The sequence below is a fragment of the Aequorivita sublithincola DSM 14238 genome (assembly GCF_000265385.1).
Lineage (GTDB): Bacteria > Bacteroidota > Bacteroidia > Flavobacteriales > Flavobacteriaceae > Aequorivita > Aequorivita sublithincola.
The window spans coordinates 2,530,042-2,542,823 of the sequence record NC_018013.1 but is presented as its reverse complement, the minus strand read 5'-3'; the positions used below and the strand labels follow the sequence as shown (position 1 = coordinate 2,542,823).

Here is a 12,782-nt window from a genome sequence, read left to right as displayed (position 1 = left end):
ATGATATTAATTAAAAATATTAACCAACAATTCTTTCAACAAATCGCCTTGTGGAAGGTTAGCAGCGCCTACTCCTTTACTTTTCATATCTACTTCACGAATTGCAGATATAATCGCACTAACTTTTTTCATAGGATAATTGCGGGCTGCAGTTTGGTAATCTTTTATAAAGAAAGGATGAACTCCCAATGCTTTTGCTGCATCGCCTTTGTTGGTTAGTGCGTGATATTTCAACAATTTTGAAAAGAAACTGTAAAGCAAAGATACCGTCACCACCAACGGATTGTTTTTTGGGTTCTGCGAAAAATATTGAATAATGGCAAATGCCTTTTTTATATCCTTTGCACCAATGGCATTCTGTAATTCAAAGTTGTTGAAATCCTTGCTGATTCCAATATTTTCTTCAATTATTTGTGGTGTGATTTGCTCTCCAGGTTTTAAAATTAGCTGCAACTTTTCAAGCTCATTGTTTACTTTTCCTAAATCATTCCCTAGAAACTCCACCAACATTTGCGCGGCTTTTGGAGTGATTGTATATCCTTTACCCGCCAAAACTCGCTTTATCCAATCTGGAACTTGATTGTCGTATAATTTTTTGCTTTCAAAAAGAACACCTGTTTTGGCGGCTGTTTTAGCAAGTTTCTTTCGCTTATCTAAGGTTTTATATTTGTAGCAAAGCACTAAAATGGTTGTAGGTTGCGGATTAGCGGCATAACTCACCAAATTTTCTATAGTTCTGGAAAGGTCTTGCGCCTCTTTAACAATCACAACTTGTTTTTCAGCCATCATAGGGTAGCGCTTGGCGTTGCTGATAATATCTTCAATAGTAACATCACGACCGTAAAGCACCATCTGGTTGAAACCCTTTTCTTCTTCAGACAAAACCTGCTGTTCAATGTATTTTGAAATGCCATCAATATAATACGGCTCCTCACCCATCAAAAAGTAGATTGGTTTAGTGTTTCCGTTTTTAATATCGTTGATGATGGATTTAACTTTGTCTAAAGGCATGAAAAGGTTTAAAAGTTTATGAGTTTAGAAAAAGAAAATGTTTTTGGTTTCTAGTTTCTGAGTTATTTTTAAATTTTGAATTTTTGAGATTTATTTAGGATTTGGCACTTGAAATTCGGAATTTATTACTTTTACTCGATGCAAAACCTCAACTTCCCCAAATATTCCTTCCGCTTCAAAAGTAGCGAAAATAAAACGTTGGTTTTTGATGAAATTCGAAAAAAATTCGTGGTACTCGCACCAGAGGAATGGGTTCGATTGCACGTTGTTCAATTTCTTTTGAAAGAAAAAAAATATCCCAAAAGCCTTATAAACGTTGAAAAACAATTGAAACTTAACAACACAATAAAAAGATATGACGTTGTGGTTTTCAACAACGACGGCAGTATATTTTTGATTGTGGAATGCAAAGCGCCGTCAATACCGATTACCCAGCTCACTTTTGATCAAATTGCCAGATACAACCTTGCGTTAGATGCTGAATATCTAATGGTTACCAACGGCTTGGAACACTTTTATTGTCAAATAGATTTTGAAAATAAACGCTATAATTTTCTGAAAGATATTCCGGTTAGGGATTAGGTAATTCGGGATTTGGGATTCGGCTTAACAAATCCCAAATCCCAAATCCCGAATTAACTACTTTTGATTAAGTTTGCAGCGTGAAAGTAGCAGTGGTCATACTCAATTGGAACGGAAAGGATTTGCTCGAAAAATTCCTACCCTCAGTGGTAAATTTTTCTTCCGAAGCTACCATTTATGTTGCAGATAATGATTCTACAGATGATTCCGTTTCTTTTATTTCAGAATTTTTTCCGACGGTACAAATCATTCAAAACAGAGTGAATGGCGGCTATGCGAAAGGTTATAACGATGCACTAAAAAATCTTTCCGAAGAAATCTTCGTTCTTCTTAACAGTGATGTTGAAGTAACTAAAAACTGGTTACAACCAATCATTTCAGAATTCGAAAAAGATAACTCGGTAGTTGCCGCTCAACCAAAAATCCTTGATTATAAAAACAAGGAATATTTTGAATATGCAGGAGCAGCTGGCGGATTCATTGACAAATACGGCTACCCTTATTGCCGTGGACGCATTTTTGATACTTTGGAAAAAGATGAAGGTCAATACAATGATATTTCTGAAATCTTTTGGGCTTCGGGAGCCTGTCTTTTTGTGAAAGCTCAAGCTTTTTGGAAAGCTGGCGGACTGGATGAAGACTACTTCGCTCATCAAGAGGAAATCGATCTTTGCTGGCGTTTGCAATCTAAAGGTGGAAAAATATTTTATATCGGAACCTCAAAAGTGTATCATGTTGGCGGTGCTACTTTAGCAGCTTTAAATCCTCAAAAAACCTTCTTCAACTTCCGAAATTCACTTTTAAATATTTTAAAAAACACAAGTGGATTCAGCACTTTCAGCTCTATTTTTGCACGAATGCTATTGGATGGAATTGCAGCATTTCAATTTTTAATTCAAGGAAAACCCAAACACTTCGTTGCTATTCTAAAAGCACACTTTAGTTTTTATGGCTTGTTTCCCAAATTTCTAAAGAAAAGAAAGAAATATTCTTCAAATTTTAAATATTTCAAGATCAAATCTATTGTATTTCAATATTTTATGCGAAAAAAGAAATATTTTAACAAACTATAACATAAAGTATTGTTAATCGTTTCTTGGCTCATAGCCAATTTTATAATTTTGGTCGGAATTATTGAAACAAACAATCTAATATAAAACTTACAAATTATGAAGAAACTATTGATTCTTGCAATGTGCTCTGGTTTGGTATTTACTTCTTGCGTGTCCAAGAAAAAATATACCGAGTTGGAAACAAAACAAAAAAATACACAAGATTTATTGAACACGGCAACCGTTAAACTTAACGATTGTCTTTCTGATAGAGCAGCCTCTATGGCACGTGCTAAAGAACTTGAAGAGCGTCTAGCAGATATGAAAAAGACAAATTCAGACTTGATTCAAAGTTCAAAAGACCTTACAATGTTAACCTCTAAAGGAGCAACTAATCTTGAAAAGTCTTTGGAAAGTTTAAAAGAAAAAGATTTGAAGATTACACGCTTGCAGGATGCGCTTACCAAAAAAGATAGCGTTACACTTGCACTTGTTACAAGTCTCAAAAGAGAAGTTGGGATGAACGATCCAGATATTGAAGTAAATGTTGAAAAAGGAGTTGTTTATATTTCTCTTTCAGATAAAGTAATCTTCAAGAGCGGAAGTTACCAAATTTCAAACAGAGCTACCGAAATATTAACTAAAGTTGCTAAAGTAATCAACGGTAAGCCTGATTTTGAAGCAATGGTTGAAGGTCACACCGACAACGTTCCTTACGGAAAAAGAGGAGAATTGTTAGACAACTGGGATTTGAGTGTAAAACGAGCCACTGCAATTGTTAGAGAACTTCAAAACCTTGGTGTTGCGCCATCACGTTTGGTTGCTGCAGGTCGTTCAGAATATGTACCATTAGTACCGAATACTACTGCTGAAAACAGAGCTACCAACAGACGTACACGTATCTTGGTTCTTCCAAAAATCGATCAATTCTATGATATGATTGAAAAGGAAATGAAAAACCTTGAAACTGGCGGAAAATAATTTCTGAAAGCTTATAATTCTTAAACCCGGCCCCACAAGGCCGGGTTTTTTGTTTTCACAATTTATAAGGTTATCACCAAGCTTTTTGTATCTTGTATAGCGATTAAACCAACCCAAAATTTTAGTAAAATGGAAGAATTCACCACCAATTGGAGCCACGAAGAATTAAAAGGTTATATGTTATTATATTGCGCCCACGCAGATTTTAATGTTTCTCACGAAGAAAAAGAATATATAAAATCTAGAGTAGGAGAAGAAAAATACCGTAAAATTCGTAAGGAATTTGATGAGGATAATGACTATCAACAAATTCAAAAAATAAATGCCGCTATCGAAAGATTTGAATATTCCAAGGAAGAAATAGACGAAGCTTTCCAAAGCATAAAAAAGTTATTTTTAGCAGATGGCGAAATGGATATTTTGGAACAAAATCTGTATCGTGGATTAAAACATTTACTGAAGAAATAATTCGAAAACACTAAAATCATCGAAAAAGAAGAAATTAATATCATCGAAAATTTCTACGAAGCCTTTGCAGACTTGGATGCAGAGCGAATGTTAGAATGGTACCACGACGATGTTACTTTTGAAGATCCCGCTTTCGGAGTTTTAAAAGGTGAAGAAGCTAAAAACATGTGGCGCATGCTTTGCGAAACCCAGCAAGGAAAGGATTTTAAAGTTATTACTTCAAAAATAGAATATACTCCCGAAGCCGGAAAAGCGCGTTGGGAAGCTTACTACACTTTTTCCAAAACAGGTAGAAAGATTCATAACGTGATTAATGCTACTTTCAAATTTAAAGATGGAAAAATCATTAACCATATTGATAAATTCAGCCTTTACAAATGGTCTAAACAAGCAATAGGATTCAAAGGATTTTTGGTGGGTTGGACAGCATTCTTCAGAAAAAAGATGAATTCTCAAACAAGATTTTTACTTTCTGAATTTCACAAAAAACAAATTCCTAAAAATTAAAGCTCCAAGCTCCCCTTCCCTTCTCTTACTACAATTGGTTCATCACCAGTAAGATCAATTACCGTTGAAGGTATATTTCCACCATAACCACCGTCAATTACAAGATCCACTAAGTTGTCCCATTTCTCCAAAATAAGTTCTGGATCTGTGGTGTACTCTATCACTTCATCTTCATCTTTTATAGAAGTTGAAATAATGGGATTGCCCAATTCCTGAACAATGGCACGTGTTATGGAGTTATCTGGAACCCGAATTCCCACTTCCTTTTTTTTCTTAAATACGGAGGGAAGATTGTTGTTTCCTGGAAGGATAAAGGTATAAGGTCCTGGCAAATTTCGTTTTAATAATTTAAAAGTAGGTGTATCAATTTGCTTTACATAATCGCTTAAATTGCTTAAATCTTCACAAACAAAAGAGAAATTAGCCTTTTCAAGTTTTACGCCCCGAAGTTGCGCAACCCGTTCCATTGCTCGATTACTTTTTATATCGCAACCCAAGGCATAAACGGTATCGCTTGGATAAATTATGACGCCGCCATCGCGAAGGATTTTTACTACACGTTTAATTTCTTTCGGATTCGGGTTTTCTTCGTAAATTTTTATGAATTCAGCCATCGCACTCTTTTTGTTTTAAATATAAATGAATTTATAGAAATTAACAACTTCACACAAATTGTTATAACATAAAAATAGTTTTTCATCGTTATGGGTAACAACAAATCTTTTTTATGAAAAAAATCCTCGTAATTGTTCTTTTCTTCGGAATTCAATTTTCTTTCGTTTCCTGTTCAAAAGACAGCGATTCTATCAATGAACAAATTTTAATGGCTGAAACATTTATGAATGTTTCCTACGGAAGTAATGCGCAACAAAAATACGATCTTTATTTACCCGCAGATCGATCCACTGAAAAAACGAAGGTTATCGTCTTGGTTCACGGTGGTGGTTGGGTTGAAGGCGACAAAGCGGAAATGGAATTTTTTATTCCTTATATAAAACTGAGACACCCGAACCACGCAATAGTTAACATCAACTATGTTTTAGCTGATGCAAATACCCCTGCATTCCCTAACCAATTTTTAAATTTGGATGCGGTAATAAACAAACTGACTACTGAAAAAAATGAATTAAACATTTTACCACAATTTGGACTAATTGGCGTGAGTGCTGGCGCACATATTTCTTTAATGTATGATTATGCCTATGATCCAGACGACCAAGTAAAAATGGTGGGTGATATTGTGGGACCTTCAGATTTTACGGATCCATTTTATAGTGAAAATCCTGCGTTTCCAGCTTATATGGCGGCTTTGGTTGATGAGAGTGCTTACCCTACTGGAACAGATTATGCAACTGTTTTGAGCCCTGCATTTCGAGTTTCAAATGCTAGCAGTCCTACCCTACTTTTCTACGGAAATGCGGATCCATTGGTGCCGCTTTCCAATGCAACTACGCTAAACTCAAAGTTAAACAATGCGGGAATAGACCATAATTTCACGGTTTACAATGGTGGTCACGGAGATTGGGCTCCAAATGATATTGAAGATGTAAAAGCGCAATTGAGTGCTTTTGTTGATACTTATTTGGGAGTGAACTGAATCGTGATCCGTTAATTCGGGATTTGTTAATTGGATGTAACGAATCCCGAATTAACGGATCACGAATTAACAACCTTTAGCTTCGCGAAACGAAGCAGTAATTTCTTTAAACCACCATTTTCGAAATCTATTTCAGCTTTTGTGTCTGCGCCTAGGCCTTCTATACTTTTAATTTTTCCTTTTCCGAAACGAACGTGTTCCACTATTGTTCCAACATTTAGATTTGCATCTTCGGCATTGAAATTTTTGTCGGTGTCACTAGTTACGGGTTTTAATCTTCGCAGTTTCCGAAGCTGATCTTCCGTCGGTCCCATCGGCGCTTTGCTTGAAACTGGTTTTTTCAATCTGAGTTTGCTGTGGTCCACATCGTCAAAAATGTCCGCATCAAGTAATGGTTTGTAACGATTTTCAGTGATTGGCGTTAAATACTCCAAAAAACTCTCATCAATTTCTTCAATAAAACGGCTGGGTTCGGCATCTATCAATTTTCCCCAACGATAGCGGGATTGGGTGTAAGTTAAATAGGCTTGCTTTTCGGCACGAGTTACGGCAACGTAGAAAAGTCTTCGTTCTTCTTCAAGTTCGCTGCGGGTATTCATACTCATCCCGCTTGGGAAAAGATCTTCTTCCATCCCAACGATATAAACGTACGGAAATTCCAAACCTTTCGCCAAATGGACGGTCATCAGTGCTACACGGTCGCTATCGCCTTTATCACTGTCTGCATCTGTGGCGAGGGCAACATCTTCCATAAATTCTGAAAGCGAGCCTGTGGCATCGGCGATTTCTTTTTGTTCTTCAACAAAATCGCGCATTCCGTTTAATAATTCCTCAATATTTTCAATGCGAGCGATTCCTTCTGGCGTGCCGTCTTTCTTCAGTTCTTGAAGTAAACCAGTTTTTTTGGAAACGTGCTCAGTAATTGTAAAAGCATCATAATTTTGATTCAAAACCTGAAAACTTTCAATCATCGTCACGAAATCCTGTAACTTGGTTTTGGTTCCAGAATTTATCTTCAAATCAATTTTATCTATGTTTTTCATCACTTCAAAAATTGAACGATTGTAATGATTTGCAGCAACAATCAATTTATCAATTGTAGTTCCTCCAATTCCACGTGCGGGATAATTGATTACGCGTTTAAGGGCTTCTTCGTCTTTCGGGTTTAAAACCAATCGTAAATAAGACAGGACATCCTTTATTTCCTTTCGTTGATAAAAACTGAGTCCGCCGTAAATTCTGTATGGAATGTCTTTCTTCCGAAGGGCATCTTCCATTGCACGACTTTGGGCGTTTGTTCTATATAAAATTGCAAAATCACCATCTTTCATTTGATGGTTCATTTTGTTTTCAAAAATGGAACTCGCAACAAAACGACCTTCGTCACCATCAGTCATTGTTCGGTTTACGAGAATTTTAGCGCCTTCGTCATTCGCCGTCCAAACTACTTTTTCGAGTCTGGTTTTATTCTTTTCAATAATATTGTTTGCGGCATTTACGATGTTTTTTGTGGAACGGTAATTCTGTTCCAATCGAAATACTTTTACTTCATCATAATCCTTCTGAAAATTCAGGATATTGTTGATGTTCGCGCCTCGGAAAGCATAGATACTCTGCGCATCATCGCCTACAACACATATATTTTGAAACTTATCTGAAAGTGCTCTTACTATCAAATACTGACTGTGATTTGTATCTTGGTACTCGTCCACCAAAATGTAGCGGAAACGGTTTTGATATTTTGCTAAGACTTCTGGAAAACGAGTTAAAAGTTCGTTGGTTTTCAAAAGTAAATCATCAAAATCCATAGCCCCAGCTTTGAAGCATTTGTCAACGTAAGATTTATAAATATCGCCCAAACGTGGCATTTTTGCCATTGCATCGGCTTCCATTAAATCTGAATTGCTGAAATATGCCTTTACGGTAATCAAGCTATTTTTATAGGAAGAAATCCGCGAATAAACCTGCTTGTATTTATATACATCTTTGTCTAAGTGCATTTCCTTGATGACTGCACGTATCACACTTTGGGAATCTTGAGTATCATAAATTGTAAAATTTGAAGGATAGCCCAACTTATCAGCTTCAAACCGAAGGATTTTCGCAAAAATACTGTGGAAAGTTCCCATCCAAAGATTTTTGGCTTCACTAGAACCTACAATCTTTGAAATACGGTTTTTCATTTCACGTGCCGCCTTGTTGGTAAAGGTCAGCGACAAAATATTAAATGGGTCAACACCTTGCGACATTAAGTATGCAATACGAAATGTAAGCACGCGTGTCTTGCCCGAACCAGCTCCAGCTATAACTATCATCGCGCCATCTTTTTGCAGCACTGGTGCACGCTGAGCATCGTTAAGTTGTTCTAAATATGTTTCCAAAACTTCATTTTCTTCAAGCTGTGAAAATAGTTATTATGAAAGGAATATTTAAATAGATTTTTGGCAAATTATAAACATCTTTTCATTTTTGATTGACTGAAAATAAATATCTTTAAAGTCTGATGTTGAATAATGGATAGATAATATCTAACTTAAATTCAATTCTTAAACATTAAAAAAATGCGCGTGATGAATCGCGCGCCTACACATTATGGATGGAATTATAAACTTTATTTCAGCAATCCCTTGGTGGGCCTGGATCCTCATTTTTCTATTACTTGTTGCCATTCGCGACATCTTTTTCAACAAGCATCACGCCGTTAGCCATAACTTTCCTATTGTTGGTCACATTCGGTATATGTTGGAAAGTATTGGGCCAGAAATAAGGCAATATATTGTAGCCAACAACCGTGAAGAGCTTCCTTTTAATCGAATTGAGCGAGGTTGGATATATGCATCCGCTAAGAACGAAAACAATTATGAAGGTTTTGGAACAGACCGCGATATTTATGAACCTAACTATATTTTCATAAATAATGCGATGCTTCCTTTTAAAGTAGAAAAGGATAATCCAAATTATAAAAATCCTTATTTCTTGCCTTGTGCAAAATTGATGGGCGATTTTCACAAACGTCGTCGTCCGTATCGTCCCACTTCCGTTATAAATGTCTCGGCAATGAGTTTCGGGTCGCTTTCTGCAAGAGCTGTGGAATCTTTGAACAAAGGTTGCGGGCTTGCTTATTGCTACCATAATACAGGTGAGGGCGGGCTTTCACCCTATCATAAAACTGGTGCTGATGTTGTTTTTCACTTTGGAACTGGATATTTCGGAGTTCGCGATGAACACGGAAATTTTTCAATGGAGAAAATCGTGCAGCTTGTTAAAGACAATCCACAAGTACGCGCAATTGAAGTGAAGCTTTCGCAAGGTGCTAAACCAGGAAAAGGAGGAGTTCTTCCAGGAGCTAAAATTACATCTGAAATTGCTGAAATTCGCCACGTACCTTTGGGCCAAGATGTGCTTTCACCACCAAACCATTCTGCTTTTGAAGGCGTTAAAGGTATGGTTGAATTTGTAGAAAGTATTGCTGAAGCAACTGGACTTCCTGTTGGAATTAAATCTGCTGTTGGTCGTTTGGGTGAATGGGAACAGTTGGCCAAAATAATGAAGGAAACCGGTAAAGGTCCTGACTTTGTTACTATAGATGGTGGTGAAGGTGGAACTGGAGCATCCCCTCCAAGTTTTGCAGACCACGTTTCATTGCCTTGGCTTTTCGGTTTTGCAGCGGTTTATAAAATCTTTAAAAAACACGACATCTGCGATCAAATTGTTTTTATTGGTAGTGGAAAATTAGGTTTTCCTGCAAAAGCTGCAATGGCATTTTCTATGGGCGCAGATTTGGTGAATGTTGCGCGCGAAGCAATGATGAGCATTGGTTGTATACAAGCACAATTATGTCATACCAACCGTTGCCCTAGTGGTGTTGCAACACAAAGTAAATGGCTCCAAAGAGGAATAGATATTCAGGATAAATCTGTTAGAGCACATTTTTACTTTAAAAACTTTAGAAAAGAATTGTTAGAAATGACACACGCATGTGGTTATGAACATCCATGCCAGTTTACGATGGACGATGTAGATTTAACGGTGGGCGATAAAAACCTAATCAAAACCTTGGCGGAATCTTTTATGTATCATAAACACGAAGTTCCTTTTGAAAGCATGAAAGCATTATTGCACTGTGAGCATTTAGGTGGAAACTTTCACGAGAAAGAGGCTAAAAAGGAAGTTAAAGCAATGAAGAAGGAGAATAAGGTGAGGTATTAATTAGTGTTCAGTATTTAGTCTCAGTTTTCAGTCAGCTCGCAGTTTATTGCGTGCCCTCGTTCCAGAATATTTACAATAAATAGTTTCAACTTTCAATTCGGAAATTTTAATTGTAAGAACGTTAATTTTATCTCTTTATCAAATATTGAGAAGATATTCTTCTTATAATATTTCCTCTTAAAATTATAATACCTTTTCTGAAAAAAATTAGGCTCTTCAAGAAATTTGAAGAGCCTAATAATTTCAGATATTATAAAAAATTCTACTTTTTAACCAACTTGGCAGTAAACTGTTTATTATCTAATCCGTAAGCTTTTACGAGATAAATACCCGCTGCAAACGAAGAGATGTCCAAAGTTTCTTCAGTTTTTCCATCCTTAAATTTTTTGGACAGGATAGATTGACCAGTTAGTGATAAAATCTCTACACTTTTCAGGCTATCACCTATCAATGAAACATTAAAACTATTTTCAACTGGGTTAGGGTAAATTAATAGATTATTTGAACCTACATCTTGACTGGTATTGGCAGGCCCTTTGTAACCATTGAGAATCCAATATATAATTAACTGTTTTTGCTCTTCGGTCATATCGTCTCCCATTGGACGATTGTTGTAGGTTAATTGATAAGTAAAACCTTCATCATAACAGCCACATTCTGGTGTGTACATTCCAACAATATACATTGTATTTTGGTTGAAATTATAATCAGGGAAAGTAGTTGTTAAATTCCACGGAGAGGCACCAAGGCTATTCCCAGAGGCATTTCCAGAAGCGAAAGCTGGTCCTGATACTACAATTGGAGGATAGCTTGTTACTTCAGAAACAAACCAATAGTATTCACAATCTGATCCGTGTAAAGAATCATCCGAAGGACTTATTGTATTAATAGAACCTGTTATCTCTTGTGGATTACCTTGGTGCTGCACGGTGATACTAAGATTTGGATCAATCAATTTAGTTACCGCAATATCATCTATTGCTAAATCATTACCATCTCCGTTTCCAGTTTGATCAAGTACAATTCTCAAAGATACTGAACTGCTGGAAGCCGTAAAGTTATACTCTCTACTATCCCAATCACATGGATCTGCTGGATTTACAGATACAGCACTAAAGCCGGTAGCGCCAGAGCCAGATACTATCATGTTAATTCTCGGAAGAATATCAAAAGTACATTGAGGCATGTTTTTGAAGTTTGCACAAAATTTATATCTAGCGCCTCTTTCAAGACCAGAGATTGTTTGCTGCCAAATTACAGCATTTCCAGATTGTTGGGTTTTTCCATTTACAATCATAAAATCATCATTTGTTGCGTAGGCTATTGGATCTGCACAGAAAGAATGATCTGTTACAGTAGCTCCAAAGGCACTTGCAGAATTTGTAACATCATATTGGCCAGGATATACCGCTGGATTGTTAGAATAACTACTATTAAAGCCGCTATTACCAAACTCAAAGTTACCGTTTACCACAAGGTTTTCCCCATCGCAGCAGTATGAACCTTCATTACTTGGCGGTTCTACATTGTTACAATCTTGAATACAGATATTATCTACTCCAATAATTTCAGTTTGGGCACTTGATCCTGCAATATCTATAGCAAATGCAACTCCGCCTACATTCGAGAGTAAAGCATTCCACTGAGCAGGCGTAACATTGGTCCATTGACCATCACCATTTCCTGGCAAAGTTACGCCGTCACTTGGCAAAATAGGTGCGCAAACATGCACCCAATCGTCATTTTCCGTAACCGTGTTAGTAGCCACAAATACTGCATAAACAGTTGAAGCTTGCGGGGAAGCACCGTCATACAAAACTATTTTTGGATTGATGTTAGCTGAAGAACTCGCAATACCATCATTAAATACCTTGTAATCAAAGCACAGGCAATGGTCTATAAACCGTTTCCAATCTTTGGGATAGGAAGTACTATTATAAACCCATGAACCTCCAGATCCATCTCTTACCCTGAGATAATTGGTGCCGTCAAGAGCTGGGCTATTGATTGATGAGGTCGAATATCTGTTTTGCCATCCATCAAATGAACCACTTTCAAAGTTAGTGCAGATTTCATTTTGCCCATAAGATAGACCTATCATAAGTAAGCAAAACATTACAATTGTGTGTCTAATTGTTTTCATAATAAAGTTATTTAGTTTACCTACTCTATTTATTATAGGATTTTCAGTTTCCTCCTTAGTGTTTTCAATATTTTAAAAGACATATAATTATTGTCTTCTATGCTTATATCAACCGGATTCAACTTTTGTTACCTAATTTTCGGAATTTTTAAAAATTTTATTATGATTTTATCAAAAAAATCCTTTTAGAATTAAAACAAAGGGATTTCAAAGGATAAGATATAAATGTAAA

At 36.4% G+C, this 12,782-nt stretch carries 11 protein-coding genes; 7 read left to right on the top strand and 4 right to left on the bottom strand.

Features of this window, described 5'->3' with window-relative positions:
* Positions 1 to 6 precede the first annotated feature (6 nt).
* Entirely contained in the window at positions 7 to 1,011 is a 1,005-nt protein-coding gene (gene holA, locus AEQSU_RS11645; RefSeq protein WP_014783057.1) for a DNA polymerase III subunit delta, read from the bottom strand.
* A 138-nt stretch (positions 1,012 to 1,149) separates the two neighbouring features.
* Between holA and AEQSU_RS11640 the strand changes: the two genes are divergently transcribed.
* From AEQSU_RS11640 to AEQSU_RS11620, 5 genes are all read left to right on the top strand, one after another.
* Positions 1,150 to 1,593: a type I restriction enzyme HsdR N-terminal domain-containing protein gene (locus tag AEQSU_RS11640; protein ID WP_014783056.1), complete on the top strand. Its 444-nt coding sequence runs from the start codon at positions 1,150 to 1,152 to the stop codon at positions 1,591 to 1,593.
* 80 nt (positions 1,594 to 1,673) lie between these two features.
* Positions 1,674 to 2,666 (top strand): glycosyltransferase family 2 protein, encoded by a 993-nt coding sequence (locus AEQSU_RS11635; RefSeq protein WP_014783055.1) that lies wholly within the window; start codon positions 1,674 to 1,676, stop codon positions 2,664 to 2,666.
* A 96-nt stretch (positions 2,667 to 2,762) separates the two neighbouring features.
* Complete coding sequence (locus AEQSU_RS11630) at positions 2,763 to 3,626, top strand: OmpA/MotB family protein (protein WP_014783054.1); 864 nt, start codon at positions 2,763 to 2,765, stop codon at positions 3,624 to 3,626.
* Between the two features lie 129 nt (positions 3,627 to 3,755).
* Complete coding sequence (locus AEQSU_RS11625) at positions 3,756 to 4,094, top strand: hypothetical protein (protein WP_014783053.1); 339 nt, start codon at positions 3,756 to 3,758, stop codon at positions 4,092 to 4,094.
* 15 nt (positions 4,095 to 4,109) lie between these two features.
* On the top strand, positions 4,110 to 4,601 hold the full coding sequence (locus AEQSU_RS11620; RefSeq protein ID WP_342626288.1) for a nuclear transport factor 2 family protein: 492 nt from the start codon (positions 4,110 to 4,112) through the stop codon (positions 4,599 to 4,601).
* On the opposite strand, the gene AEQSU_RS11615 is transcribed toward AEQSU_RS11620, so the two are convergent.
* Positions 4,598 to 5,215: an L-threonylcarbamoyladenylate synthase gene (locus AEQSU_RS11615; RefSeq protein ID WP_014783051.1), complete on the bottom strand. Its 618-nt coding sequence runs from the start codon at positions 5,213 to 5,215 to the stop codon at positions 4,598 to 4,600. The two genes, AEQSU_RS11620 and AEQSU_RS11615, sit on opposite strands and share 4 nt — an antisense overlap.
* A gap of 113 nt (positions 5,216 to 5,328) precedes the next feature.
* On the opposite strand from AEQSU_RS11615, the gene AEQSU_RS11610 reads away from it, so the two are divergent.
* Complete coding sequence (locus AEQSU_RS11610; protein ID WP_014783050.1) at positions 5,329 to 6,198, top strand: alpha/beta hydrolase; 870 nt, start codon at positions 5,329 to 5,331, stop codon at positions 6,196 to 6,198.
* Positions 6,199 to 6,257: 59 nt separating this feature from the next.
* Here AEQSU_RS11610 and AEQSU_RS11605 read toward each other — a convergent pair whose 3' ends face one another.
* Entirely contained in the window at positions 6,258 to 8,579 is a 2,322-nt protein-coding gene (locus tag AEQSU_RS11605; RefSeq protein WP_014783049.1) for an ATP-dependent helicase, read from the bottom strand.
* Positions 8,580 to 8,790: 211 nt separating this feature from the next.
* Here AEQSU_RS11605 and AEQSU_RS11600 point away from each other — a divergent pair, with 211 nt between their 5' ends.
* Positions 8,791 to 10,407, top strand: a complete 1,617-nt coding sequence (locus AEQSU_RS11600; RefSeq protein WP_014783048.1) for an FMN-binding glutamate synthase family protein — start codon at positions 8,791 to 8,793, stop codon at positions 10,405 to 10,407.
* Positions 10,408 to 10,669: 262 nt separating this feature from the next.
* Here AEQSU_RS11600 and AEQSU_RS11595 read toward each other — a convergent pair whose 3' ends face one another.
* Complete coding sequence (locus AEQSU_RS11595) at positions 10,670 to 12,550, bottom strand: T9SS type A sorting domain-containing protein (RefSeq protein ID WP_014783047.1); 1,881 nt, start codon at positions 12,548 to 12,550, stop codon at positions 10,670 to 10,672.
* Between the last annotated feature and the right edge of the window lie 232 nt (positions 12,551 to 12,782).

Excerpts from the sequence above, each read along its gene's own strand:
- holA (WP_014783057.1), bottom strand. The coding sequence starts at position 1,011 with ATGCCTTTAGACAAAGTTAAATCCATCATCAACGATATTAAAAACGGA.
- AEQSU_RS11640 (WP_014783056.1), top strand. The coding sequence starts at position 1,150 with ATGCAAAACCTCAACTTCCCCAAATATTCCTTCCGCTTCAAAAGTAGC.
- AEQSU_RS11630 (WP_014783054.1), top strand. The coding sequence starts at position 2,763 with ATGAAGAAACTATTGATTCTTGCAATGTGCTCTGGTTTGGTATTTACT.
- AEQSU_RS11625 (WP_014783053.1), top strand. The coding sequence starts at position 3,756 with ATGGAAGAATTCACCACCAATTGGAGCCACGAAGAATTAAAAGGTTAT.
- AEQSU_RS11615 (WP_014783051.1), bottom strand. The coding sequence starts at position 5,215 with ATGGCTGAATTCATAAAAATTTACGAAGAAAACCCGAATCCGAAAGAA.
- AEQSU_RS11610 (WP_014783050.1), top strand. The coding sequence starts at position 5,329 with ATGAAAAAAATCCTCGTAATTGTTCTTTTCTTCGGAATTCAATTTTCT.
- AEQSU_RS11600 (WP_014783048.1), top strand. The coding sequence starts at position 8,791 with ATGGATGGAATTATAAACTTTATTTCAGCAATCCCTTGGTGGGCCTGG.
- AEQSU_RS11595 (WP_014783047.1), bottom strand. The coding sequence starts at position 12,550 with ATGAAAACAATTAGACACACAATTGTAATGTTTTGCTTACTTATGATA.